Annotated in this window: 30 protein-coding genes; 27 read left to right on the top strand and 3 right to left on the bottom strand. The window is 38.8% G+C overall.

Annotated features, from left to right (window positions below):
• The first annotated feature begins 27 nt into the window (after positions 1-27).
• The 17 genes from fur (at position 28) to lysA (ending at position 13,544) form a co-directional block, all read left to right on the top strand.
• Positions 28-480, top strand: coding sequence for a ferric iron uptake transcriptional regulator (gene fur / locus CEQ83_RS21300; RefSeq protein ID WP_013059082.1), 453 nt, complete (start codon positions 28-30; stop codon positions 478-480).
• 195 nt (positions 481-675) lie between these two features.
• On the top strand, positions 676-903 hold the full coding sequence (locus tag CEQ83_RS21295) for a YqzK family protein (RefSeq protein WP_013059081.1): 228 nt from the start codon (positions 676-678) through the stop codon (positions 901-903).
• Positions 904-909: 6 nt separating this feature from the next.
• A complete protein-coding gene (gene xerD, locus CEQ83_RS21290) occupies positions 910-1,803 on the top strand; it encodes a site-specific tyrosine recombinase XerD (RefSeq protein WP_028411550.1) in 894 nt (297 codons plus the stop codon).
• A gap of 197 nt (positions 1,804-2,000) precedes the next feature.
• Entirely contained in the window at positions 2,001-3,182 is a 1,182-nt protein-coding gene (gene deoB / locus CEQ83_RS21285) for a phosphopentomutase (protein WP_028411549.1), read from the top strand.
• 16 nt (positions 3,183-3,198) lie between these two features.
• Complete coding sequence (locus tag CEQ83_RS21280) at positions 3,199-4,029, top strand: purine-nucleoside phosphorylase (RefSeq protein WP_155017505.1); 831 nt, start codon at positions 3,199-3,201, stop codon at positions 4,027-4,029.
• A 116-nt stretch (positions 4,030-4,145) separates the two neighbouring features.
• Positions 4,146-5,312 (top strand): D-alanyl-D-alanine carboxypeptidase family protein, encoded by a 1,167-nt coding sequence (locus CEQ83_RS21275; protein ID WP_033579732.1) that lies wholly within the window; start codon positions 4,146-4,148, stop codon positions 5,310-5,312.
• Between the two features lie 102 nt (positions 5,313-5,414).
• Positions 5,415-5,765 carry an anti-sigma F factor antagonist gene (gene spoIIAA, locus CEQ83_RS21270; RefSeq protein WP_014458299.1) on the top strand — a complete coding sequence of 117 codons (351 nt, stop codon included), beginning with the start codon at positions 5,415-5,417 and terminating at the stop codon, positions 5,763-5,765.
• The gene (gene spoIIAB, locus CEQ83_RS21265) at positions 5,765-6,208 is read left to right on the top strand and encodes an anti-sigma F factor (RefSeq protein WP_013084935.1); all 444 of its coding nucleotides are present in this window, start codon (positions 5,765-5,767) and stop codon (positions 6,206-6,208) included. The genes spoIIAA and spoIIAB overlap by 1 nt, the downstream gene beginning before the upstream one ends.
• 12 nt (positions 6,209-6,220) lie before the next feature.
• Positions 6,221-6,982, top strand: a complete 762-nt coding sequence (sigF, locus tag CEQ83_RS21260; RefSeq protein WP_013059074.1) for an RNA polymerase sporulation sigma factor SigF — start codon at positions 6,221-6,223, stop codon at positions 6,980-6,982.
• 161 nt (positions 6,983-7,143) lie between these two features.
• On the top strand, positions 7,144-7,764 hold the full coding sequence (locus CEQ83_RS21255; RefSeq protein WP_028411546.1) for a stage V sporulation protein AA: 621 nt from the start codon (positions 7,144-7,146) through the stop codon (positions 7,762-7,764).
• The gene (locus tag CEQ83_RS21250; RefSeq protein ID WP_014458301.1) at positions 7,754-8,176 is read left to right on the top strand and encodes a stage V sporulation protein AB; all 423 of its coding nucleotides are present in this window, start codon (positions 7,754-7,756) and stop codon (positions 8,174-8,176) included. The genes CEQ83_RS21255 and CEQ83_RS21250 overlap by 11 nt, the downstream gene beginning before the upstream one ends.
• Before the next feature lie 18 nt (positions 8,177-8,194).
• Positions 8,195-8,656, top strand: a complete 462-nt coding sequence (spoVAC, locus tag CEQ83_RS21245; RefSeq protein ID WP_028411545.1) for a stage V sporulation protein AC — start codon at positions 8,195-8,197, stop codon at positions 8,654-8,656.
• Between the two features lie 13 nt (positions 8,657-8,669).
• A complete protein-coding gene (gene spoVAD / locus CEQ83_RS21240; protein WP_028411544.1) occupies positions 8,670-9,701 on the top strand; it encodes a stage V sporulation protein AD in 1,032 nt (343 codons plus the stop codon).
• Entirely contained in the window at positions 9,689-10,039 is a 351-nt protein-coding gene (spoVAE, locus tag CEQ83_RS21235) for a stage V sporulation protein AE (protein ID WP_013059069.1), read from the top strand. Before spoVAD ends, spoVAE begins: the two co-directional genes overlap by 13 nt.
• Positions 10,040-10,045: 6 nt before the next feature.
• On the top strand, positions 10,046-10,612 hold the full coding sequence (locus CEQ83_RS21230) for a stage V sporulation protein SpoVABEA (RefSeq protein ID WP_014458304.1): 567 nt from the start codon (positions 10,046-10,048) through the stop codon (positions 10,610-10,612).
• On the top strand, positions 10,605-12,086 hold the full coding sequence (locus CEQ83_RS21225; RefSeq protein WP_034270946.1) for a spore germination protein: 1,482 nt from the start codon (positions 10,605-10,607) through the stop codon (positions 12,084-12,086). Before CEQ83_RS21230 ends, CEQ83_RS21225 begins: the two co-directional genes overlap by 8 nt.
• Before the next feature lie 138 nt (positions 12,087-12,224).
• Positions 12,225-13,544 carry a diaminopimelate decarboxylase gene (gene lysA, locus CEQ83_RS21220; RefSeq protein WP_028411542.1) on the top strand — a complete coding sequence of 440 codons (1,320 nt, stop codon included), beginning with the start codon at positions 12,225-12,227 and terminating at the stop codon, positions 13,542-13,544.
• Between the two features lie 47 nt (positions 13,545-13,591).
• Here lysA and CEQ83_RS21215 read toward each other — a convergent pair whose 3' ends face one another.
• Complete coding sequence (locus tag CEQ83_RS21215; RefSeq protein WP_014458307.1) at positions 13,592-14,467, bottom strand: DUF1002 domain-containing protein; 876 nt, start codon at positions 14,465-14,467, stop codon at positions 13,592-13,594.
• A 389-nt stretch (positions 14,468-14,856) separates the two neighbouring features.
• Here CEQ83_RS21215 and CEQ83_RS21210 point away from each other — a divergent pair, with 389 nt between their 5' ends.
• Positions 14,857-15,291 (top strand): peptidylprolyl isomerase, encoded by a 435-nt coding sequence (locus CEQ83_RS21210; protein WP_013059064.1) that lies wholly within the window; start codon positions 14,857-14,859, stop codon positions 15,289-15,291.
• Positions 15,292-15,535: 244 nt separating this feature from the next.
• Complete coding sequence (locus tag CEQ83_RS21205; RefSeq protein WP_013059063.1) at positions 15,536-15,889, top strand: GNAT family N-acetyltransferase; 354 nt, start codon at positions 15,536-15,538, stop codon at positions 15,887-15,889.
• A 75-nt stretch (positions 15,890-15,964) separates the two neighbouring features.
• Here CEQ83_RS21205 and CEQ83_RS21200 read toward each other — a convergent pair whose 3' ends face one another.
• Entirely contained in the window at positions 15,965-16,486 is a 522-nt protein-coding gene (locus CEQ83_RS21200; protein ID WP_028411540.1) for a DUF309 domain-containing protein, read from the bottom strand.
• Positions 16,487-16,618: 132 nt separating this feature from the next.
• The gene (locus CEQ83_RS21195; RefSeq protein WP_170836726.1) at positions 16,619-16,717 is read right to left on the bottom strand and encodes a YjcZ family sporulation protein; all 99 of its coding nucleotides are present in this window, start codon (positions 16,715-16,717) and stop codon (positions 16,619-16,621) included.
• Positions 16,718-16,915: 198 nt separating this feature from the next.
• On the opposite strand from CEQ83_RS21195, the gene CEQ83_RS21190 reads away from it, so the two are divergent.
• The 8 genes from CEQ83_RS21190 (at position 16,916) to CEQ83_RS21155 (ending at position 23,795) form a co-directional block, all read left to right on the top strand.
• The gene (locus tag CEQ83_RS21190) at positions 16,916-17,671 is read left to right on the top strand and encodes a segregation/condensation protein A (protein ID WP_013059060.1); all 756 of its coding nucleotides are present in this window, start codon (positions 16,916-16,918) and stop codon (positions 17,669-17,671) included.
• Positions 17,668-18,240, top strand: coding sequence for an SMC-Scp complex subunit ScpB (gene scpB, locus CEQ83_RS21185; RefSeq protein WP_155017504.1), 573 nt, complete (start codon positions 17,668-17,670; stop codon positions 18,238-18,240). The genes CEQ83_RS21190 and scpB overlap by 4 nt, the downstream gene beginning before the upstream one ends.
• Before the next feature lie 117 nt (positions 18,241-18,357).
• Entirely contained in the window at positions 18,358-19,506 is a 1,149-nt protein-coding gene (locus CEQ83_RS21180; protein ID WP_033579737.1) for a D-alanyl-D-alanine carboxypeptidase family protein, read from the top strand.
• On the top strand, positions 19,499-20,098 hold the full coding sequence (locus CEQ83_RS21175; RefSeq protein WP_013059057.1) for a nucleoside recognition domain-containing protein: 600 nt from the start codon (positions 19,499-19,501) through the stop codon (positions 20,096-20,098). Before CEQ83_RS21180 ends, CEQ83_RS21175 begins: the two co-directional genes overlap by 8 nt.
• Positions 20,095-20,628, top strand: a complete 534-nt coding sequence (locus tag CEQ83_RS21170; RefSeq protein WP_013084923.1) for a spore maturation protein — start codon at positions 20,095-20,097, stop codon at positions 20,626-20,628. Before CEQ83_RS21175 ends, CEQ83_RS21170 begins: the two co-directional genes overlap by 4 nt.
• Before the next feature lie 86 nt (positions 20,629-20,714).
• Positions 20,715-21,440, top strand: coding sequence for a pseudouridine synthase (locus CEQ83_RS21165; protein ID WP_028411537.1), 726 nt, complete (start codon positions 20,715-20,717; stop codon positions 21,438-21,440).
• Positions 21,441-21,638: 198 nt separating this feature from the next.
• Positions 21,639-22,160: a thiol-disulfide oxidoreductase ResA gene (gene resA, locus CEQ83_RS21160; protein WP_028411536.1), complete on the top strand. Its 522-nt coding sequence runs from the start codon at positions 21,639-21,641 to the stop codon at positions 22,158-22,160.
• Between the two features lie 12 nt (positions 22,161-22,172).
• Positions 22,173-23,795: a cytochrome c biogenesis protein ResB gene (locus CEQ83_RS21155; RefSeq protein ID WP_028411535.1), complete on the top strand. Its 1,623-nt coding sequence runs from the start codon at positions 22,173-22,175 to the stop codon at positions 23,793-23,795.
• Positions 23,796-23,799: the final 4 nt, after the last annotated feature.

The following is a 23,799-nucleotide window of genomic DNA, read 5'->3' as shown; positions in this document are numbered from 1 at the left end:
TAGTGAATGGCGAGGGAGGGAATAATTATGGAAAGTCGAATTGAGCGAATTAAGCAGCAGTTGCACTCAGCTAGCTATAAATTGACACCTCAACGTGAGGCGACTGTAAGAGTACTTCTTGAACATGAAGAGGATCATTTAAGTGCCGAAGATGTATATCTCCTCGTCAAGGAAAAGTCTCCGGAAATTGGATTGGCAACTGTTTATCGTACGTTAGAATTGTTAACTGAACTTAAAATTGTTGATAAAATAAACTTTGGCGATGGCGTTTCTCGCTACGATTTAAGACAAGAAGGAGCCGCACACTTTCATCATCACCTTGTGTGTATGGAATGTGGATCTGTGGACGAAATTCAAGAAGATTTGCTTGAAGACGTTGAAGAAATTGTGGAAAAGCAATGGAATTTTAAAATTAAAGATCACCGCTTGACATTTCATGGCATTTGCCATCGCTGTCAGGATAAAGAAGACAAGCAGTAAAAGCCTTTTCCATAATGGAGAAGGTTTTTTGTTGTACATAAATAGAAAAAATAACGAGGTTACAAGCTATATGGTTTTATAGAAAGGAAGGAAATGACAAGGAGAGAACTCAGCGTATAAAGGCAAGAAACATGTATAAAACCTGTCCCAATTGGCATATCTTCTAATAGAATCAAAAATTGGAGGAATTGTTTCATGAAATCATGGGCTGAAATGGTATATAATACATGTAAAGTATTTATCTTATTTACCGGGTTTACTCTTTTGTTTTATTTTGGAATGATATGGGTATCTCAAGAGTATCAAAATTATAAACGTTATGATGAGCCGTCGGGTTCAGCAGTTAAGGTCATGCAAGCAAGTGTGAACAAAGATCAGACGTGGCTGGAGCGTTTATTTATGTTTTATCAAAACGGGGAGTAGAGGCTATTGAATGATCAAATTCAAGATTTTATTCATTATTTAGTAGTAGAGCGGGGACTGGCGAAAAATACGATTGATTCGTATGAACGAGATTTAAAAAAGTATGCTCAATATTTAGAGCATGTAGAGCAGCTGAAATCATTTAATGAAGTAACAAGACTCCACATCGTTAATTTTCTGAAATATTTAAGTGATCAGCAAAAATCATCTAAAACGATTGCGAGACATGTGGCTTCAACTAGATCTTTTCATCAATTCTTACTAAGGGAAAAAGCAGCGGATACAGATCCATCCGTTCATATTGATACTCCGCAGCTTGAGCGCAAGCTGCCAAAAGTGCTAAATGCAGAGGAAGTAGAGGCGCTGTTAAATGTGTTTGATACTTCGACGCCTTTTGGCATACGAGACAAAGCGATGCTTGAATTGCTTTATGCTACTGGAATTCGTGTATCTGAACTCGTTAACTTAAATATTGATGATGCACATTTGACGATGGGATTTATTCGGTGTATCGGAAAAGGGAATAAAGAAAGAATTGTCCCCATCGGAAGGTTGGCAACAGAGGCGATTGAAGAGTACTTACAGCATGGCCGGAGTATTTTAACAAAGCAAAAGGAACAGGACAAAGCACTTTTTGTTAATCATCATGGAAGGCGCTTGACAAGGCAGGGGTTTTGGAAAATATTAAAAAAGTTAGCTTCTGAAGCAAAAATTGAAAAAGAATTAACTCCACATACGTTACGCCATTCGTTTGCTACTCATTTGTTAGAGAACGGCGCGGATTTGAGAGCTGTTCAAGAAATGCTCGGGCATGCGGATATTTCGACCACTCAAATTTATACACATGTCACAAAAGCGCGTTTAAAAGATGTATACAATCAGTTTCACCCGCGAGCGTAGGAAGATCCCAATGTCCAGTAAGTTCATAGACATTGGTTTTTTTGATTGAAAACACTTTCATTCCTGTGTACAAAAAAATAAAAAGCGTCTATACTAATAGAGAGGTCAGACTTCTGACCAATAAGAGAAGATGGTTAAATTATTTCCAAACGGGAATTTTATAGAGAATAAATAAATTGATATTTGGAGGGAATAAAATGGCGCATACATATAAACGCGTATTTTTAGTTGTCATGGATTCAGTAGGTATCGGTGAATCACCGGATGCTGAAAAATACAATGATAAAGGTGCCGATACGTTTGGTCATATTGCAGAACACTGCAACGGTCTTCATATGCCTAATATGGCTAAGCTTGGTCTAAGCAATATCCGTGAAATTAAAGGAATTGATAAAGCCGAAAAGCCGTTGGCTTACTATACAAAAATGCAGGAAGCTTCTGCCGGAAAAGATACAATGACAGGTCATTGGGAAATTATGGGTCTTAATATTGATACGCCTTTTAATGTGTTTCCAGACGGATTTCCAGAAGAGCTGATTTCACAATTAGAAGAAAAAACAGGCCGTAAAATTATTGGAAACAAACCAGCATCTGGTACAGAAATTTTAGATGAGCTAGGAAAACAGCATATGGAAACAGGTGACTTAATCGTCTATACATCAGCAGATTCTGTTTTGCAAATTGCTGCTCATGAAGAAATTGTTCCAATTGATGAATTGTACAAAATTTGTGAGATTGCTCGTGAATTAACGCTTGATGATCCATATATGATTGGACGTGTTATCGCTCGCCCGTTTTTAGGTGAACCAGGTAACTTCACTCGTACATCCAATCGTCATGACTATGCATTAAAGCCTTTTGGACGTACAGTAATGAATGAATTAAAAGACAATGACATCGATGTTATTGCTATCGGTAAAATTTCTGATATTTACGACGGAGAAGGGGTCACAAAATCTCTTCGTACCAAGTCGAATATGGACGGCATGGATAAGCTAGTTGATACATTAAACATGGACTTCACAGGCTTAAGCTTCTTAAATTTAGTTGATTTTGATGCTCTCTATGGCCATCGCCGCGATCCACAAGGATATGGGCAAGCGCTTGAAGAATATGATGCACGCTTGGAAGAAGTATTTGATTTATTAAAAGAAGATGATTTATTGATTATTACAGCGGATCATGGAAATGACCCTGTTCATCATGGGACAGACCATACGCGTGAATACGTGCCGCTTCTTGTGTACAATAAAGGCATGAAAGAAGGAAAAGAACTTTCTATTCGTCAAACGTTTGCGGATATTGGCGCAACGGTAGCAGAAAATTTTGGCGTAGCAATGCCTAAGCATGGAAAAAGTTTTTTACAAGAGCTGAATTAAGCAGGGGGAATGGAGTATGAAAAAAGAATATATTGAAAAAGCAGCAGCATATATTAAAAATCAATCAGCTGTTACACCAACCATTGGGCTTATTTTAGGTTCTGGACTAGGGGTATTAGCTGACGAAATTGAAGGCGCGGTAAAAATTTCGTACAACGACATTCCTGAGTTCCCGGTTTCAACAGTTGAAGGTCACGCAGGTCAATTAGTAATAGGTACTATTCATGACGTACCGGTTGTAGCTATGCAAGGACGTTTTCACTTTTATGAAGGGTACGCCCTTGATAAAGTAACATTTCCAGTGCGCGTAATGAAAGAAATCGGTGTAGAAACGTTGATTGTAACGAATGCAGCAGGCGGAGTAAACGAATCCTTTAATCCAGGAGACTTAATGATTATTTCTGATCATATTAATAACTTTGGAACGAACCCTTTGATTGGACCTAATGACTCTGATTTTGGCGTAAGATTCCCGGATATGTCAACTGCTTACTGCAAGGACCTTCGTCAATTAGCGAAGAAAGTAGGAGCTGATTTAAATATCGCCTTACAAGAAGGTGTATATGTAGGAAATACAGGTCCAACATATGAAACGCCTGCTGAAGTACGAATGCTTCGCATTATCGGGGGAGACGCGGTCGGTATGTCTACAGTACCAGAAGTTATTGTAGCACGCCATGCAGGTATGAAAGTACTGGGTATTTCTTGTATTTCTAATATGGCAGCTGGTATTTTAGATCAGCCGTTAAATCATGAAGAAGTGATTGAAACGACTGAAAAAGTAAAACAGCAGTTTTTATCGCTTGTAAAAGAAGTAGTAAAGCAACTTCCAGCTGATCAAAAATAAGAAGAAAATATGACTTCAAGCATCGAGAATTTCTCGATGCTTTTTTTATTTCGTTTAGTATAAATCGATTATACCTTGGAAAAAATAGGTTGTATAAAGAATGGAGGTTTGTGGAGATGAAGCGAACTATTGTAAAGTTACTCGTTGTCATATTTTTATTTCCACTTATGACGCAACCTGTTTTAGCCGCAGAAAAAAAGAGTTCTGAGCTTGCTGACAGTGCTAGGTCAGCTATTTTAATTGAACGGGATACAGGAAAAATTCTATACGAAAAAAATAGTAATCAAGAACTTCCCCCTGCCAGTATGACTAAAATTATGACAATGATTTTAATTATGGAGGCTTTGGATAAAGGGAAAATTACCTTAAAAGATAAAGTGCGAGCAAGTGAATATGCCGCTTCAATGGGAGGCTCACAAATCTTTTTAGAGCCCGGAGAAGAAATGACGGTAAATGATTTGCTAAAAGGGATTGCGATAGGTTCTGGTAACGATGCTTCTATGGCAATGGCTGAATATTTAGCTGGATCAGAAGAAAAATTTGTAGCAAAGATGAACCAAAAAGCGAAAGAGCTTGGTTTGACTCATACAAAATTTCAAAATCCGACAGGCCTGCCTGTAGAAAATCACTATAGTACAGCTCATGATATGGCCATGATGGGCAGAGAGCTACTAAAGTATGAAAAAATTATTAACTATACAAGTAAATACGAAGCTTATTTACGCACGGATACAGATAAGAAGTTTTGGTTAGTAAATACGAATCGCTTAGTGAAGTTTTATCCCGGGGTTGATGGACTCAAAACGGGATTTACAGGTCAAGCTAAGTATTGCCTGACAGCTACCGCTAAAAAGGGAAATATGCGTGTGTTAGCGGTTGTATTCGGTGCAAGCACGCCAAAAGATCGCAATAATCAAGTAACCAAAATGTTAGACTACGCATTCAGTCAATATACAACGAAGCCTTTATACAAAAAAGGAGACGTTATTGCCAAGATAGATGTAAACAAGGGTAGTGAAGATCAGGTAACAGCCGTTACGTCAGAGCCTATTTCTGTTTTATTGAAAAAAGGAAATGCAGCCAAAGATGTTAAAACAGAAGTGAAAATGAACGAGAAGTTAAATGCGCCTATTCAAAAAGGCGACAAAATTGGAACGTTGACCATTAAGAAGGATAACAAAGTAATGAGTTCTTCACCGCTTCTTGCAAAAGAAGATATCGATGCTGCTTCTTGGTGGAAGCTATTTAAACGTACGTTCTCTATTTTCTCTCAAACATCTTAAACAGCTAAATGTGACGAAATAGAACTAGTTTTGTCGGTGAGAAGGATTCTATTCTGTTGGCAGCGAAAGATTGACTATAAGATTTCCGAGGAGGTTTGTATAGTGAGTCTTTCAATTGAACTGGAATTCAAACAAGATGTCTTGTTGGTTCGATTAACAGGAGAATTAGATCATCATACGGCAGAAGAGCTAAGAAGCAAAATCACCCAAGCGATAGAGAAGGAATCTATCAGCCATTTGATTTTAAATCTACAGCATTTAACCTTTATGGACAGCTCTGGCTTGGGGGTTATTTTAGGGAGATACAAACAAGTTCATAATAACGGTGGGGAAATGGTTGTATGCGCTATTTCTCCCGCTGTAGAACGTTTGTTTAATATGTCAGGCTTATTTAAAATTATTCGTTTTGAACCTAATGAAGAAAACGCGCTTCAAAAATTGGGGGTGGCATAATGAAAAATCAAATGAACCTCCAATTTTCCGCGCTTAGTCAAAATGAATCGTTTGCCCGCGTCACGGTAGCATCATTTATTACACAGTTAGATCCAACAATGGATGAGTTAACAGAAATTAAAACAGTCGTATCTGAAGCAGTAACAAATGCTATTATTCACGGCTACGAAAGCAATCCGGATGGTGTGGTATATATTTCTGTGACGCTTCATGAAGACGGTGTAGTGGAGCTGATGATTCGTGATGAAGGAATTGGTATCGATAACGTGGATGAAGCAAAGCAGCCTTTATACACAACGAAACCAGATCTAGAACGCTCTGGAATGGGTTTCACCATAATGGAAAACTTTATGGACGAAATTCGAGTAGAGTCTACTGTATTAGAAGGTACGACCTTATATTTAAAAAAGCACTTAACAAATAGTAAAGCGCTATGTAATTAAGGAGACTTGCCAATGGATGTGGAGGTCAAAAAAAATAAAAACGAACCGTATTTAAAGGATCATGAAGTTAAAGACCTCATCAAGCGCAGTCAGCAAGGTGATCAAATTGCACGAGATACAATCGTCCAAAAAAATATGCGGCTCGTTTGGTCGGTTGTTCAACGTTTTATTAACCGTGGTTATGAGCCCGATGATTTATTTCAAATTGGATGTATAGGACTATTAAAGTCCGTTGATAAATTTGACCTATCGTATGATGTTAAATTTTCAACATATGCTGTTCCGATGATTATTGGTGAAATTCAGCGGTTTATTCGTGATGATGGCACGGTAAAGGTTAGCCGTTCTCTGAAAGAAATGAGCAATAAAATACGTAAAGCAAAAGATGAGCTTTCCAAATTGCTTGGACGCGTCCCTACAGTCGCTGAGGTTGCAGAACATTTGGATCTCACTCCTGAAGAAGTAGTGCTGGCTCAAGAAGCTAATCGTGCTCCTTCGTCTATTCACGAGACCGTCTATGAAAATGATGGAGATCCAATTACCCTTCTTGACCAAATTGCTGATCATACGGAAGCGAAGTGGTTTGATAAAATTGCTTTAAAAGAAGCAATTGAAGAACTTGATGAGCGTGAAAAGCTCATTGTCTATTTGAGGTATTACAAAGATCAAACTCAGTCCGAAGTGGCCGCAAGGCTAGGAATTTCTCAGGTTCAGGTATCGAGGCTTGAGAAGAAAATCTTAAAACAAATGAAGCTGCATATGAATGACACGTAATACTTAAGAAGCAATCCGTTTTGCTATTCAAAGAAGAATAGTGAAACGGATTGCTTTTTTTATTTGGTAATTAATGGTCTGTTCAGAAACGTGAATTAGAAAATTTAAGAAAATCCATACTACACGTACAGGGAGATAATGAATCGTAAGGTGTGATATGAATGGAAAACGTTCTTTATCTTAAAATGAGGCATCGTATTCAAGTAAAACCTGATGAAGCTGTAAATATTGGACAATTAGCAATGGTTATAGCAGGAGATTCTGTTCAAAAGCAAATTGAAAAGCTAATTGTCTATCAAGTAAGTATGAGTGATCGAAATATTATCATTGTTGATTTAATGAAGGTAATTGAAAAAGTTGCCTCTCAGTATCCGCACTTAGACATTCAGACGATTGGACCCGCTCAAACAATTGTAGAGGTCGTGTATAAAAAGAGACAATATTCCTTTTTGTTTTTTCTAGCTGTTTGGTTTCTTCTCTTCATCGGAGCTGCTTTAGCAATTATGAACTTTCACGAAGATGTGAGTATGAGACAAGTACATCAAAAATTGTTCTATATGCTGACCGGTCTGAGAGATAAGCAGCCTTTGCTGATTCAAGTACCTTACTCTATCGGTTTAGGGTTGGGAATGATTCTGTTTTTTAACCACGTCTTTAGAAAACGAATTAATGAAGAGCCTAGTCCTCTCGAAGTCGAAATGTTTAATTACCAGCAAGACTTAGATCAATACGTCATTATGCACGAGAATAAAGAAAGTATGAAAAAAATTGATGATCATTAACATTGTGATGACCATTGTAATTGGACTTGCGGGAGGATTGGCTGCAGGTGCTGGATTTGTAGCATTTTTAACGGTGCTGGGCATTATTCCGCGTTTGATGCAGCTGACCAAAACCATGAAATACATTCAAGCATATGAGTGGGGAGTCGTAGGTGGTGCCGTTACAGGCGGTTGGTGCAGTCTTCATCAATACACGTGGCAGTTTCCTGCGGTGCTTATTATGATCATAGGTCTAACGAGCGGTATTTTTATTGGGATGCTGGCAGCAGCGTTAACAGAAGTGCTTAATGTATTGCCGACGTTAACGAAACGAATAGGAATGGAAGGCAAGCTTATTTTATTGTTAATGGCCATTGTACTAGGCAAAGTATGCGGGTCATTATTTCATTGGATTTATTTTGTTAATCAATAAGAAAAGGATGTATGTAACATGGCAAATAATCAAAAATTAAAAGATAACTATCAAGAAAGCATTAAACCATTTCAGCCTAAACCTTCATATGTGGCAAATTGCCTAAAGGCCTTTTTGGTAGGGGGAATCATTTGTACATTAGGACAGGCAATTCAAAATTTCTATATTGCATTTTTTGACTTTAATGAAAAAAATGCAGGTAATCCTACCGTCGCAACCCTTATTTTAATATCTGCGCTCTTAACCGGGTTTGGGATATATGATCGTATTGGTCAATTCGCAGGTGCAGGTTCAGCCGTTCCTGTTACGGGTTTTGCCAATTCCATGACGAGTGCAGCGCTTGAACATCGAAGTGAAGGAATTGTTCTCGGCGTTGCGACCAACATGTTCAAGCTGGCTGGAAACGTCATTGTATTTGGAACGGTTTCGGCTTACGTTGTAGGAATCATTCGCTACCTTTTTAAAACTTATTTGCTATGAAAAGAGGGGGATTATGAGAAAAACTGGAAAGCAAACGTGGGTTTATGAAAATCCTATTTACATTAATGCTACAGGAACAGCAGTAGGGCCAAAAGAAGCAGATGGACCGTTGGGAGAAACATTTGATATTACACATAAAGATTTGCACTGTGAAGAAGACAACTGGGAGTTAGCTGAAAGAAGACTGATGACGGAGTCCATTGACTCCTGCTTGCAAAAAATAAATTTATCCTATGAAGACATTGATTTGTTTTTGGCTGGAGATTTATTAAATCAAAACGTAACGGCTAATTTTGTAGCTCGACATAACCAAATTCCATTTCTATGCATGTTTGGCGCTTGCTCCACATCAATGGAAACGCTGGCAACAGGGGCAGCTCTTGTGGATGCGGGATTTGCTAATCGTGTTATTGCATCAGCGAGCAGTCATAACGCAACCGCTGAGCGCCAATTTCGAAATCCTACCGAGTACGGAGGACAAAAACCAGATACGGCAACGGCAACTATTACGGGAGCAGGGGCAGCGCTGGTCTCGAAAGAAAAAGGTATTGTGCGTCTCACGTCTGCAACGATTGGGCGTGTAATGGATTATGGGATTAAAAACGCAAACGATATGGGTTCTGCTATGGCACCAGCTGCTGCAGATACCATTCAAAGGCATTTGGAAGACTTAAACGTCGCGCCAAGCGAGTATGATCTTATTTTAACAGGAGATTTATCTGGTGTAGGCAGTCCAATTTTAAAACAGCTGCTCAAGGACGAAGGCTACGATATATCAACCAATCATAATGATTGCGGATTAATGGTATATCGCCCCGACCAAAATGTATTTGCAGGAGGAAGCGGCTGCGGCTGCTCGGCTATTGTCACGTATGGTCATATTTTAAATGAATTAAAATCGGGAAACTTAAAGAAAGTGTTTATGGTGGCAACAGGAGCTCTTTTAAGTCCAACGATGATTCAGCAAAAAGAGTCAATTCCAACAATTGCTCATGGCGTCGTCTTAGAACATATCGGGGAGGGGGATGATCAATGGAGTATGTAATAGCTTTTGCTGTAGGAGGAATCATTTGCGTTATTGGGCAGCTGCTGCTGGATCTTGCTAAACTTACTCCAGCGCATGTTATGAGTTCGTTTGTAGTTGCGGGAGCGATTTTAGATGGATTTGGTCTTTATGATAAGTTGATTGAATTTGCTGGCGCCGGAGCGACGGTTCCAATTACAAGCTTTGGTCATTCCTTGTTGCACGGAGCGATGAAGCAAGCGGATGACCATGGATTTATCGGGATTGGGATTGGAATTTTTGAACTTACCTCCGCTGGAATTTCAGCAGCTATTTTATTTGCTTTTATTATCGCGTTAATCTTTAAACCGAAAGGATAAAAGATTATGAAAAAAAGAAGGATCATTATTGTAACCGATGGCGATGAATATGCGCGCAAAGCAATTGAGCATGTAGCTAAATCCGTTGGTGGCAGGTGCATTTCGAGGTCATATGGAAACCCTACTACGTTAACAGGTAGTCAAACGGTAGATTTAATTCTTCAAGCACCATATGATCCCGTCTTTGTGATGTTCGACGATAGCGGTTTCTTAGAGGAAGGACCTGGGGAAATTGCTTTGCTGCATGTAGCAAAGCATCCTCAAGTAGAAGTTCTTGGAGTGATTGCCGTTGCATCACGTACTCATCAAAGCGAATGGACAAGAGTGGATGTGACCATTGATCGTTTTGGGGAAATATCGCATTACGGCGTGGATAAAAGCGGAATTCAAGAGTTAGAAGTCGGACGAATTAATGGAGATACAGTTTACTGCTTGGATCAGCTCGATATTCCCTTAGTTGTAGGAATAGGAGATATCGGCAAAATGGCTAGGATGGATGATGTCAAACTGGGATGTCCTATTACTGAAAAAGCAGCAAGACTTATTTTAGAAAGGAGCGGTTCGTTTGGGTAAGCTAGCAGAGAAGAAAACAGCTATTTTTTCAAAAGTGCAAAAAAACGATCAGTGGTTCAAGGAAAACGCTAGTATGAACACAAGCTTTGATGTGGGCGTACGTAAACTGCTTATTTTGGATCGAGAAGTTCATATTTACTACGTAACGGGGCTGTGTGATAGTTCATTTATTATTGAAATTGCAAAAGTACTCATTCAAATTAATGATAATGAAGTTGAACGAGCAAAGTTAAAGGATATTGTTGAAAACCGTCTTATTCATCAGCAAGTCAAGCCTTTAAAGACGCTGGATGATGGAATGGTATCGGTTTTATCAGGACTGCTATTCGTTTTAATTGACGGTGAAGAAGTTGGCTTTGAAGTCGATGTGCGTACATATCCTGGCAGATCCCCTGAAGAAGCGGATACAGAGAAAGTGATTCGCGGAGCACGAGATGGATACACTGAAAACATCATTATCAATACAGCGTTAACAAGAAGACGAATTCGTGACGGAAGATTTCGTTTTGAAATTATGAAGGTAGGCGAACGATCAAAACTGGACGTAGCGATTGGGTACATAAATGGCGTAGCTGATCCAGGGCTGGTTAAACTGATAAAAGATGAACTGGAAGCAATTGATATAGATGGTTTGCCGATGGCTGACAAATCAATTGAAGAGTTCTTAGTCAAACAAGGAATTAATCCTTTTCCAATGGTACGCTATACAGAACGACCGGACACAGCAGCAGCTCATGTGCTAGAAGGGCATGTGATCATTATTACCGATACGTCTCCAAGCGTTATTATTACGCCAACTACGCTGTTTCATCACGTGCAGCATGCGGAAGAATACAGGCAGTCTCCTTCTGTAGGAACGTTTATCCGCTGGATACGTTTTTTAGGAATTCTTGCTTCTCTTTTCTTATTACCGCTATGGCTATTATTTGTACTTGAACCAGATCTGCTGCCGGCAAAATTGCAATTTATTGGGCCAAACGAAGAAACAAATATTCCAACTGTTGTTCAAATTTTCTTAGCTGATTTTGGGATTGAGTTTCTGAGGATGGCGGCGATTCATACGCCGACACCGCTTGCCACGGCGATGGGCTTGATTGCAGCCGCGCTTATTGGGCAAATTGCTATTGATGTAGGTCTTTTTGTTCCGGAGGTTATTTTGTATGTGGCTATTGCAGCAATTGGTTCATTCGCGACGCCAAGCTATGAGCTAGCGGTAGCAAATAAAATGCTGCGATTGTTTCTGTTAATTTTCGTGGCGGCCTTTCATACTCCAGGGTTTCTTATTGCGACAACGTGTATCATTCTCTACATGGCGCGACTAAAATCATTAAATACGCCTTATTTGTGGCCGTTTCTTCCATTTAATCCGCAGGCTTTGTGGCAGATTCTTATCCGCACACCGGTTCCTGGAGCGAATCCGCGACCTAGTATTGTGCATCCGCAGGATAAAGACCGCCAGCCTGCAAAACCTTAAACAAAATATGTGGTTGAAACCTGTATGAAGATGTGATAGATTTGTTTTAAATATGGAAAATAATAAATATTTAGACAGTTAGCAGCGAATTGCCGTTAACTGTCTTTTTTACACTATACACAGGAACGGGGTCTAAACATGTTTTTACACGGAACAAGTCGCATAAATAAGCAGGGGCATCTGGAAATTGGTGGAGTTGATACGGTTGAATTAGCATCAAATTTTGGGACACCCCTTTACGTATATGACGTGGCTTTAATTCGGCAGCGTGCTAGAGGATTTAAAGAAACATTTGAAAAGCATGGGGTAAAAGCACAGGTCGCTTATGCAAGCAAAGCTTTTTCGACAATTGCAATGGTCCAAGTCGTTCATGAAGAAGGTCTTTCGTTAGACGTTGTTTCGGGGGGAGAACTGTATACGGCTTTAGCAGCTGACTTTCCAAAAGAACGGATTCATTTTCACGGAAACAATAAAAGCCGAGCAGAACTAGAAATGGCCGTCAAAGAAGATGTAGGATGCATTGTAGTTGATAATTTTTATGAAATTGCATTGCTTGAGGAAATAACGGAACAGTATCAAAAAAAGATGCCTGTTCTTCTCAGATTAACACCTGGAATTGAAGCTCATACACATGATTATATCTTGACAGGGCAAGAAGACTCGAAGTTTGGATTTGATCTTCAAAACGGTCAAGCAGACGAAGCTGTGCGTCTTGTGCAAAATAGCAAGGGGCTAGAACTTTTAGGCATTCACTGTCATATAGGATCGCAAATTTTTGAAACAACGGGATTTATTATGGCGACTCAAAAGCTTTTTGCAAAAATGAAAGAGTGGAAACAACGTATAAAATTTGTTCCGCAAGTATTAAATTTAGGCGGGGGTTTTGGCATTCGTTATACGGAAGAAGATCAGCCTATCCCTGTTTCTCAGTATGTGGAAGTTATTATAGAAGAGGTCAAAAAGCAGTCCAAACAGTTAGAAGTAGAAATTCCTGAAATTTGGATTGAGCCCGGGCGCTCTCTTGTAGGAGATGCTGGAACGACCCTGTATTCAATTGGTTCTCGTAAACACGTACCGAATGTACGTGAATATGTAGCGATTGATGGAGGCATGAACGACAATATTCGTCCCGCACTGTATCAAGCGAAATATGAAGCGGTCATTGCCAATCGAATGAATGATGAGAGTGATGAGCTCGTATCCATCGCAGGTAAGTGCTGCGAATCGGGGGATATGCTGATGTGGGATGTACATCTTCCAAAAGCAAACCCAGATGATTTATTAGCGATGTTTTGTACAGGCGCATACGGTTATTCTATGGCAAGTCACTATAACCGTTTGCCAAAGCCAGCTGTCGTGTTCGTAGAAGATGGAGAAGCACAGCTAGTCGTAAAACGCGAAACGTATGAAGACATTGTAAAAAATGACGTGAAATACAAAGTGACGGTAAAAAAGTAACGAGTGATTAACGTAAAAAAAGAGCCTCTTGTTCAAGAGGCTCTTTTTTATGAGAATAACGATTTAATAGCATCAATAATATCAACAAAGAATTGCTTTAATTTATCAAGAAATGATTGGCCTTCTTCTGACTGAAGAAATGTTGTTACTTTTTCCTTTGTCGCAGAAAGCTGGTCTTTTACTTGGTTCCAATCGATGTTCATATCTTTTAACCGATTGAAAAAGTCAACCAGTGTATTAAGCTCTGAATCTGTTAATTTAATACCTAAATCATCAGCCACGCGCTGAATTAACGTGCGTAAATCGTCCTTTGTTTGAGGATTTTCTTTAGCAATTTCTTCTTTAATCGTTGCCATAAACTGCGCTGCTTTTTCTTTACCGATTTTTTCACCAAGTTCAGATGTTTGGACCATCTCTTCGTTGGCTGCTTTTTTTACTTCTTCTGGGATTTTTTGATCTGTTTGAACTTCATATGCTTTCATAATACCTGTTAAAGCGGCTGTACCAGATACTTCAAATGGAGCAGTAATCTGGATTTTTGCATCTTTAACGCCGGCGGTCATTAAAGCATTAATATACATGTCATCTGTAATACCATTAATATTTTGAGTTGATACGCTTAAACCAGAATCTTTTGAGCCAAGGGTAATACTAGAAGATGAAATAGCACGAGATCCAATAGTAGCCTTTGGAATAAAGTCACCTAAGTATTCATGCTCTTCTTGGTTTGTCACGGTTACTGTTTGAGCATTGCTTGGTGCATCAAGGTCATTTAATACCTGTTGCTTCTGAGAGCTGGTTAAGTCCTGACCTAATGTAATAATCACATCGCCCGGAGCAGCATCTGCAAAACTTTTTAAGGGTGCGGTTAGGAATAGAAGAAGACCTAATGTCACCATCATTGCTTTTATCGTTAATTTCAAACCTTTTTCCTCCTTTAATCCCATACTTGCCCTATTATAATACGGGCAGGTCTGAAGTAACAGAGTCAATTCATCATTTTCCCATAAATCAGTCTAGAGGCGTAGATTTCTATATAAAATGAAATCTATGTATCTCCATCACTGTATTAGACGGATGATACTATAAAAAGTTTCATCTCACAACTATTATTTTTTATTTAGAGCCCTATGAGAAGAAAGTGAAAAAGTGCATTCATTGAATTCATGAGCTTGTTTGTAGTAGAATAGAGTGAGTTTATAAATGTAAGTGTTCTGCCTCTAGGTGGCATTTACAACTTTTACGTTTTGCCGCTTTGACGGGGAAGATAGAGCCTGTAGCGGTACTAATACATATATTGGAGGTCATTTATATGAAAAAAGCAAGTATTTTAATGGAAAATGGTGAAAAAATTCTAATCGATTTATTTCCGAACGAAGCACCAGGAACAGTAGAAAACTTTGAAAAGTTAGCTAATGAAGGATTCTACAACGGCGTAACGTTCCACCGCGTTATCCCTGGATTTGTTTCTCAAGGAGGAGACCCAACTGGTACAGGTGCTGGCGGCCCTGGCTATTCAATTAAATGTGAAACAGAAGGAAACCCTCACAAACACGAAGCGGGTTCTCTATCAATGGCGCATGCTGGTAAAGACACAGGCGGCAGTCAGTTCTTTCTTGTTCATGAGCCACAGCCTCATTTGAACGGTGTTCACACTGTATTTGGAAAAGTAACAGAAGGACTTGATACAGTGTTGAAAATGAAAAATGGCGACGTAATGAAAGAAGTAAAAGTCTGGGAAGAATAAGAGCATACTGCTATAAATGGATATCAGCTAATAAAACGTCATAACAACCTTTTACAGGGGGTTACGGCGTTTTTTCTTCGCGCAACAGCTCAAAAAGCGTAATAGATTAGGTTTCTCATACACGCGTGACATATGACAAGCTTTTGTGTAATATTGCTATTTACTTATAAATTTTGTATGATAAAAGCAGTAAAAAACGCAGCGCATTAATTTGTAGGAAAGTTTGAGGACGAGGGAGAATCGTATGCTTATTCGCTATAAACGAAACTATGAAAAAATTGCCATGGGTCTTCTATCGTTTGTACCTACGGAAAAAGATTTAAAAAAACTTCAACAAACGATGAAAGAATATGAGCAAAACGAACATTGGCAGCTGTATCTTTGGAAGCAAGAAGAAGATATTATTGGAATTGTTGGCATTTCCATGCTCGATAAAAGTTTGATTGAGGTTCAACACGTCAGTGTAAACCCTTCACACCGCCAACAGGGCATTGGCAAAAAAATGATTAAAGCTCTTAAAGAAATGTATACGACTGCACAAATTAAGCCGAGTGAAATCATCGCTCCTTTTTATGAAAAGTGTCAGGCGGATGAATAAAGAAAAGCATGATTAGTTGAGGTGCGAAAGCGTCTTTCACATCTTAGTCATCATAAAACAACAGGTAGCTTCTAGCTACCTGTTGTTTTGTTTTGCCAATAAGTTCGCTTGTCTTTCCGCAATCACATCTGAACGATCTCGTGTACTGTGACGATGAACAATCGCATCATTTTGCAGATTAGAAGCTGATAACCAGACAAGCTGTTTATCAGTGCTTCTTCGTTTGCAAGCTCGTAATAATGCTGGATCTTCAATAGGTAAGTTAATGCTTTTATATGGCTGATAGGTATCGATTAAAGCTAATTGTTTGCGAAGAAGTTTAAGCAGTGAAGGATAATTAAGTCCAAGCTGTGCAATGTTTTCTTCTTCCTTCGTTAAAATTGCCAGTGCCTTTTGCATCGTTCTTTTGGCTCCGGCGAAATTTTGACGTCGATGATGATAGAGTGAAACAGCAATTTGAATAAGGCCAACCCAAATAATATTGCGGTGTCCTCTTTCGTCTTTTTTCCAGTGTTCTTCTAGCAGTTCATGACATTCAAAGTAATCCCGGTCGCCATGAAAATGAACTAAATAATCAATATAGGCTTGTGAATACAATCTTGTTCCCTCCTGGTAAGACTCTATATGTAGTGTATCACAAAAATTAGCTATTCATCAGCGCTGTGCCTTTAAAGAGACAAACGTGCTCAAGGTATGGCGAACACGTTTGTTTTTATTCAATATGTGTGGTTAGAAGCGTAAGCAAGAACAACCAACAATAATTAATAAAATAAACAGTACAACAATTAAAGCGAAACCGCTACCGTATCCACAAGATTTTTCACCCATGCGAGTTCCTCCTTCAGCCATTTGAAAATGTTATTACCTTGACATCATATGTATGTTTAAACTTTTTGTATGGGCAAATGACCTATTTTTACGTTAATTTGTATTGGACATGTGTCTATAATCCTCTATACTAATGATAGTGACGTTATATAAAGCAGCAGAAATGATAAGCAATTGAAAAGTGTTGGTGAGATAAAAGTGGAGTACAGTGTAAAAGTAGATGCGTTTGAAGGACCTTTAGATCTTCTTCTGCATTTGATTAACCGATTTGAAATTGATATTTACGATATCCCAGTAGCGACAATTACTGAGCAATATATGATGTTTATACATACAATGAATGAGCTTCAGCTAGACGTTGCCAGTGAGTATCTAGTCATGGCAGCAACTTTGCTTCAAATTAAAAGTAAAATGCTTCTGCCTACGTATGAAGAAGATATGGATGAAATTGAAATGGTCGATGAAGAAGATCCGCGTGAAGAATTGATGCAGCGCTTAATTGAATATCGAAAGTTTAAAGAAGCGGCAGTAGAGCTTCAAAAGCTGGAAGAAGACCAAAGTCATGTGTATACAAAACCTCCAAGTAATGTGCAAATAAATGCAGAAGAACGTACGCAGCCTCAGGACGAAGGATTGGATATATCACTGTATGATATGCTAAGTGCTTTTCAAAAGTTAATGAAACGAAAGCAAAACAAAAAGCCTATGCAGACGAAAATAGCAAGACAAGATATTCCAATTGACAAGCGCATGAGTGAAATTGTGAATGAATTAAAAGCCTTTAAAGGGAAAAAAAGTTTTTATCAGCTGTTTCCTTATCAAGAGCGTGATCATATTGTTGTAACGTTTTTAGCTGTGCTGGAATTAATGAAAGAAAATGAAATCGTTGTGGAACAGCAGCACAATCTAGACGAGCTTTATGTATCGTATCGAGAAAGGAATGAAGAGGAATGACAACGAATAATTTACATGCTATTATTGAGAGCTTACTTTTTGTTTCTGGTGATGAAGGTCTGTCTATTAGCCGGTTAGCTGAGATTATAGAAAAGCCTCATGAAGACATTCAAGGTGCTTTGGAAAGCTTAGAGCAAGAGTGTAAGTCCAGAGGAGTTACACTTGTTGAAATAGGCGGGGCCTATCAGCTTGTTACAAAAAAAGAGCATGCACCATATATTGAGAAGCTCGTAGAAGCTCCTGCTAATCAATCATTGTCACAAGCAGCGCTTGAAACGTTAGCTATTGTAGCTTATAAGCAGCCAATTACAAGAGCTGAAATCGAAGAGATTCGCGGAGTGAAAACGGAAAGACCTCTTCAAACTTTAATTGGAAAGGTTCTGTTAAAAGAAGTGGGACGAGCGGAAGGCGCAGGGCGTGCCATCTTATACGGAACGACAAAAGAATTTTTAGGCTATTTTGGGCTTAAAAGTATCGAAGAGCTGCCGCCGCTTCCAGAAGATTTGTTACAAGAAGGAACCGATCAAGAGGCAGATTTATTTTTTCAATCGTTTCAAGAAATGAAGTGAAACCGTAAAAGAACATAGAGTTTTTCTATGTTCTTTTTTGTATGGACAAATCTTTTCATTCATAACCAAAAAAGACGAGCATAAACTTGTACAAACAGGTAGAGGGACGGGGATGACATGAAAAGAAGCAAAAAAAGTATCATCTATCTATTTATTGTATTGCTATGTCTCAGCGGTTGGCCTTCCGTATCATCTGCAGCAGGGAGTGTAAGTGCTCATAGTGCTATTTTGATGGAACAGAAGTCAGGAAGAGTGTTATACGCTAAAAATGCAGATCAAGTTAGCCGAATTGCTAGCATCACAAAAATTATGACAGCAATACTGGCGATTGAATCTGGCAAAATAAATAAAAAAGTTACCGTTAGCCACAACGCAGTTGGCGTTGAAGGTTCTTCTGTGTATTTAGTTGAAGGTGAAAAAATAAAATTAAAAGATTTAGTGTATGGCTTGATGCTTCGCTCAGGTAATGATGCTGCTGTAGCTATCGCAGAAGCCGTTGGAGGAAGCGAAGATGGATTTGTTTATTTGATGAATAAAAAAGCAGAAGAAATTGGCATGACGAATACAACATTTCAAAATCCGCATGGATTAGACGATCATGAAAATCATCGCTCAACAGCGCACGATATGGCTCTGCTTATGCGCTATGCAATGAATAATAAAATTTTCAAAGAGATTTCAGGAACAAAAGTCTATCGAATGAAGCACCCTGAAGAGAAATGGGATCGAGTGTGGAAAAACAAAAATAAACTGCTGACAACACTATATGCATACTGTACTGGCGGAAAAACAGGATATACAAAATTAGCAAAACGAACGCTTGTGACAACTGCTACAAAAGATGGAATGGATTTAATCGCCGTAACGATTAATGCGCCAGATGATTGGAACGATCACATTTCCATGTATGAAAATGCATTTGATAAATATGATATGACCAGTTTAGCTGCAAAAGGCGAATTGGCAGATATAAAAGATTCTTTCTATAAAGATCAGTTGTATATTAAACGAAATGTCGTCTATCCTCTTACAAAGAAAGAACAGAGCTCTGTAGAAGTGAAAACAACGTTAATTCAGCCTAAAAAACAGTGGGAAGAAACAGGGAAAGTTCCTAATGTTGTAGGGAAGCTCGATATTTATAGAAGTGGAGAAACGATTGACAGTGTTCCTATTTATTTCGAAAAGCAGGCCGAGCAGCAAGAAGGTTTCTTTAATCGAGTGAAGCGATTAATGTTTATTCAGTCTGGAGCCAAAACAGATGGTTAATATTATTTGGATGCTGCTGACCATTATCGGAATTGTTTTTGCAATTATAAATGGGAAAATTGGTGATGTAAACAAAGCAATTTTTCAAGGAGCAGGCGAAGCGGTGACCATCAGCATTGGATTAATCAGCGTGCTGGTCTTTTGGTTAGGTATGATGAATATTGCTCAAAGTGCAGGGCTTCTCGACAAGTTAGCGAAACTATTTCGACCCATTATTACTAGACTTTTCCCTGATGTTCCAAAAGATCATCCGGCCTTAGGATACATATTGTCCAATATGATGGCGAATATGTTTGGGCTGGGGAATGCGGCAACTCCTCTTGGTATTAAAGCGATGGAGCAGCTTAAAAAACTGAACGGCGACAGAGATGAAGCAAGCCGTTCTATGATCACACTTTTAGCACTTAACACAACCAGTTTAACGCTTATACCGACCACAGTTATTGCCATTCGAATTACGTATAACTCGGCTAATCCTACTGAAATTGTGGGTACTACGCTTTTAGCAACTGTTGTAGCTACGATAGGAGCTATCATCATCGATCGCTTCTTTTATTATCGACGTACGCGAAAAGGAGGAAAACGAAAATGACGATGCTTAATCAAGTATCATTGATGTTTATTCCTCTTATCGTAGGCTGTATTTTACTTTATGGAACCTACAAAAAAATTCCTACGTATGAAAAGTTTGTAGAGGGAGGGAAAGACGGATTACAAATTGCTTTTTCCATCATTCCTTACTTAGTCGGCATGTTAGTGAGCATCTCTATTTTTCGAGCTTCAGGAGCCCTTGATTTTTTCTTATCTGTTTTAAAACCTATGCTGCAAGCAGTCGGCGTTCCGGCTGAAATTGTACCTTTAGCTCTTATTAAACCGATATCTGGAACGGCTGCCCTTGGTATCACAACGGATCTAATTTCTACATATGGACCTGATTCTTTTATCGGTCGTTTGGCATCGACCATGCAGGGAAGTACAGATACCACGTTTTATATTTTAACGGTTTATTTCGGAGCAGTAGGTATTAAAAAAATGGGAGATGCGCTGAAGGTTGGTTTACTGGCGGATTTGGTAGGGATTATTGCATCAGTTGTGATCGTAATCCTTGTATTTGGCCGGTAAGAAATCGAAAATTCTACCTCTGTGTGGCAAATAGACTTGTGTATTACTTCGTAAACAAGTAAGATGTTACAAGAGGTGAAGTGTTAATGGAACGATTACAAAAAGTGATTGCTCACGCAGGTGTAGCATCAAGACGTAAAGCTGAAGAATTAATCGGCCAAGGCCGAGTGAAAGTAAATGGAAAAGTTGTAAAAGAATTGGGCACGAAAGTAGGTCCTAACGATAAAATTGAAGTAGACGAAGTGCCGGTAGAAAGCGAAGCGCCCGTTTATTTTATGCTATACAAACCAAGAGGCGTGATTTCAGCTGCTAACGACGACAAAGGAAGAAAAACAGTCGTTGACTTCTTTCCGCATGTAGAAGAAAGAATTTACCCGATTGGACGTCTGGACTATGATACGTCGGGTCTACTTCTTTTAACAAATGATGGTGAATTTGCTAATCAGCTAATGCACCCGAAATTTGAAGTGGATAAAGTGTATGTAGCTAAAATTAAAGGAATCCCAAGTCGTGAAAGCATCAGACAGCTGCAACGCGGAGTGATGCTTGAAGACGGAAAAACAGCACCAGCTCGTGCAAAAGTTCTTTCCATTGATAAAAGCAAGCAGACGGCGATCGTAGAACTGACGATTCACGAAGGGAAAAATCGTCAAGTACGTCGCATGTTCGATGCAATCGGACATTCTGTATTAAAGTTAAAACGTGAGCGCTACGGACCTTTAGACTTACGCGGATTAAATGCAGGAGAAGCACGCGAGCTTACGGCTCATGAAGTCAAACAATTATATTCAATGTCTCAAACAGGTAAGTAATTTTCACTTACCTGTTTTTTTTATGAAAAATGTCGTGAATTAGAAAATCAAGCAAGGTTTTTTGAAAAAATGTCGAACTTGTAGAATGAGAGGAAGACTTCACAGAAACGTCGAAATATTATCGGAAAGCCACTACCAAAAAAATGATATAATGGTAGAAAAAAAGCGTATTGAAAGCGGTTAAAAGGAGTTCGTGCTATGAAAAAAAAGCGCTTGATTATTCGAACAGTTATATTAGCAGTTTTACTGTGCGCGGTTGGATATACCCTTTATGCTCAATTTTTTGCTGATAAACAAAAGGTATCGGTAGGAGATGAGGCACCTGACTTTATATTAAGAGATATTAATGGAGAAACTCATCAGCTATCAGATTACAAAGGCAAAGGAGTTTTTTTGAATTTTTGGGGAACATGGTGCAAGCCCTGTAAACAAGAGATGCCGGCGATGGAAAAGCAGTATGCAGCATATAAAAAGCAAGGCGTTGAAATTTTAGCTGTTAACGTTGCAGAAACGAATATAGCGGTAGAGCAGTTTGCTAAACAGTATGGGCTATCTTTTCCAATTTTGATGGATAAAGATTCACAAGTGTTGGGTGCGTACGGGATAGATCCTCTTCCGACTACGTTTTTAATTGATAAAAACGGAAAGATTGTAGACAGCTTTATTGGCGGATTAGAAGAATCTAAAATAAAAGAATATATGGAAGAAATTAAACCATAGGGAGTGTTGACAATGAAACACGTAAAATGTGAATGTGGACACGTTAACCCGCATGGTACGATTTTGTGTGAAGCCTGTGGTAAACCAATTGCAGAAGAAACAACTGAAAAATTAGTAGATATGCGTTATGAAGGAAGCGCAAGGCGATCGCAAACGTACAATAAAACAGTTATCGATAAAATATGGAATTTTTTCTCTTCTGTAAAGGTAGGCATTTGGATCATTATTGTGACGCTTGTTGCGTCTGCAGTCGGAACCATTTATCCTCAAGAAGCTTACATACCTCCTAATGTGACAGCAGGTGAGTATTATCAAAAGGAATATGGATGGACAGGAGAGCTTTATTATAAGTTAGGTTTTCATCATCTCTATGAATCGTGGTGGTACTTGCTTTTAATTGCTGCTTTAGGAATGTCGTTAGTCATTTGCAGTTTAGATCGAGTAGTGCCTTTGTACCGAGCTCTAAAAAAGCAGAGTGTAACAAAACATCCAAACTTCTTAAAGAGACAGCGTTTATACAGCACTTCATCATCGTGGACGGATCAAGATTATGAACATGTAAAAAGCATGCTGAAAAAAAGAAGATACTCTATTCGCGAAGAAAAGGGCAATCTGCTGGCTGAAAAAGGACGCTTCTCAAGATGGGGTCCATACGTTAATCATATCGGTCTCATTATCTTTTTACTAGGTGCTATGCTTAGATTTGTACCAGGTATGTATATAGATGAAGTTCTTTGGATCCGTGAAGGTGAAACAAAAGTTATTCCTGGGACGAACGGAGAGTATTTTTTGAAAAACCATCGTTTTACTGTGGAAACGTATGATAAAGATAGCGAAAGCGCCGTGTTTCAAGAAGCAATTGATCGTGCAGGGAATAATAAAGTAGCCAAAAAATATGAAGCGGATGTTAGTCTGTATAAGCGCGAAGGAAAGCTTATACCGGGAGCAGATCCAAAGCTAAAGAAAATAAAAGATTCAGAGATTCGTGTGAATCAGCCGCTTAAGTTTGAAGGATATGCCATGTACCAAGTGGACTTCAAGTTAAATGAGTTTAGCTCTATGTCTTTCCATTTAACAGATAAAAATGCAAATAAAAACGTTGGTTCACTTACAGTAGATTTACATAATCCAAAAGCAACATATGATTTAAAAAACGGATATAAAGTCAAGCTCATGAGCTACTTTCCAGACTTTTTCTTTGATGATGAAGGAAACCCAAATACAAAAACAAGAGTGCCTAACAACCCGGCTTTTGTATTTAAAATGATTACGCCTCAGCATAAAAAAGGCGAAGTTGCTTTTGTTGGAATTAGAGAGAACTTGGAACCGCTAGGAAATAACGATTATAAAATGACCTTTGCTGGTGTGGAAACGAAAAATGTAACGGGATTAACCGTTCGCAGAGACTATACGCTTTGGTTTTTAGGGATTGGCGGAGCCATCTTTATGATTGGTGTGATTCAAGGGATGTATTGGAATCATCGCCGCATGTGGATTCAAAAAGTCAATAATGAGATATGGTTGGCCGCACATACAAATAAAAACTGGTATGGTCTTAAAAAAGAATTAAATGGTTTATTAGAATCCACATCCCTCACACAGCTGAAGGACCAAAATGATAAAGAAACAAAATAGGAGG

Origin of the sequence: Priestia megaterium, assembly GCF_009497655.1 — a bacterium.
GTDB classification, from domain to species: domain Bacteria; phylum Bacillota; class Bacilli; order Bacillales; family Bacillaceae_H; genus Priestia; species Priestia zanthoxyli.
Note: the sequence above shows the minus strand (reverse complement) of the source record. Positions and strands in the feature narration are given on the sequence as shown.

What these genes read in the sequence shown, in the direction of transcription:
- fur (WP_013059082.1), top strand. Translation starts at nt 28, where the DNA reads ATGGAAAGTCGAATTGAGCGAATTAAGCAGCAGTTGCACTCAGCTAGC.
- CEQ83_RS21295 (WP_013059081.1), top strand. Translation starts at nt 676, where the DNA reads ATGAAATCATGGGCTGAAATGGTATATAATACATGTAAAGTATTTATC.
- deoB (WP_028411549.1), top strand. Translation starts at nt 2,001, where the DNA reads ATGGCGCATACATATAAACGCGTATTTTTAGTTGTCATGGATTCAGTA.
- CEQ83_RS21280 (WP_155017505.1), top strand. Translation starts at nt 3,199, where the DNA reads ATGAAAAAAGAATATATTGAAAAAGCAGCAGCATATATTAAAAATCAA.
- CEQ83_RS21275 (WP_033579732.1), top strand. Translation starts at nt 4,146, where the DNA reads ATGAAGCGAACTATTGTAAAGTTACTCGTTGTCATATTTTTATTTCCA.
- spoIIAB (WP_013084935.1), top strand. Translation starts at nt 5,765, where the DNA reads ATGAAAAATCAAATGAACCTCCAATTTTCCGCGCTTAGTCAAAATGAA.
- sigF (WP_013059074.1), top strand. Translation starts at nt 6,221, where the DNA reads ATGGATGTGGAGGTCAAAAAAAATAAAAACGAACCGTATTTAAAGGAT.
- CEQ83_RS21255 (WP_028411546.1), top strand. Translation starts at nt 7,144, where the DNA reads ATGGAAAACGTTCTTTATCTTAAAATGAGGCATCGTATTCAAGTAAAA.
- CEQ83_RS21250 (WP_014458301.1), top strand. Translation starts at nt 7,754, where the DNA reads ATGATCATTAACATTGTGATGACCATTGTAATTGGACTTGCGGGAGGA.
- spoVAC (WP_028411545.1), top strand. Translation starts at nt 8,195, where the DNA reads ATGGCAAATAATCAAAAATTAAAAGATAACTATCAAGAAAGCATTAAA.
- spoVAD (WP_028411544.1), top strand. Translation starts at nt 8,670, where the DNA reads ATGAGAAAAACTGGAAAGCAAACGTGGGTTTATGAAAATCCTATTTAC.
- spoVAE (WP_013059069.1), top strand. Translation starts at nt 9,689, where the DNA reads ATGGAGTATGTAATAGCTTTTGCTGTAGGAGGAATCATTTGCGTTATT.
- CEQ83_RS21230 (WP_014458304.1), top strand. Translation starts at nt 10,046, where the DNA reads ATGAAAAAAAGAAGGATCATTATTGTAACCGATGGCGATGAATATGCG.
- lysA (WP_028411542.1), top strand. Translation starts at nt 12,225, where the DNA reads ATGTTTTTACACGGAACAAGTCGCATAAATAAGCAGGGGCATCTGGAA.
- CEQ83_RS21210 (WP_013059064.1), top strand. Translation starts at nt 14,857, where the DNA reads ATGAAAAAAGCAAGTATTTTAATGGAAAATGGTGAAAAAATTCTAATC.
- CEQ83_RS21205 (WP_013059063.1), top strand. Translation starts at nt 15,536, where the DNA reads ATGCTTATTCGCTATAAACGAAACTATGAAAAAATTGCCATGGGTCTT.
- CEQ83_RS21195 (WP_170836726.1), bottom strand. Translation starts at nt 16,717, where the DNA reads ATGGGTGAAAAATCTTGTGGATACGGTAGCGGTTTCGCTTTAATTGTT.
- scpB (WP_155017504.1), top strand. Translation starts at nt 17,668, where the DNA reads ATGACAACGAATAATTTACATGCTATTATTGAGAGCTTACTTTTTGTT.
- CEQ83_RS21180 (WP_033579737.1), top strand. Translation starts at nt 18,358, where the DNA reads ATGAAAAGAAGCAAAAAAAGTATCATCTATCTATTTATTGTATTGCTA.
- CEQ83_RS21175 (WP_013059057.1), top strand. Translation starts at nt 19,499, where the DNA reads ATGGTTAATATTATTTGGATGCTGCTGACCATTATCGGAATTGTTTTT.
- CEQ83_RS21170 (WP_013084923.1), top strand. Translation starts at nt 20,095, where the DNA reads ATGACGATGCTTAATCAAGTATCATTGATGTTTATTCCTCTTATCGTA.
- CEQ83_RS21165 (WP_028411537.1), top strand. Translation starts at nt 20,715, where the DNA reads ATGGAACGATTACAAAAAGTGATTGCTCACGCAGGTGTAGCATCAAGA.
- resA (WP_028411536.1), top strand. Translation starts at nt 21,639, where the DNA reads ATGAAAAAAAAGCGCTTGATTATTCGAACAGTTATATTAGCAGTTTTA.
- CEQ83_RS21155 (WP_028411535.1), top strand. Translation starts at nt 22,173, where the DNA reads ATGAAACACGTAAAATGTGAATGTGGACACGTTAACCCGCATGGTACG.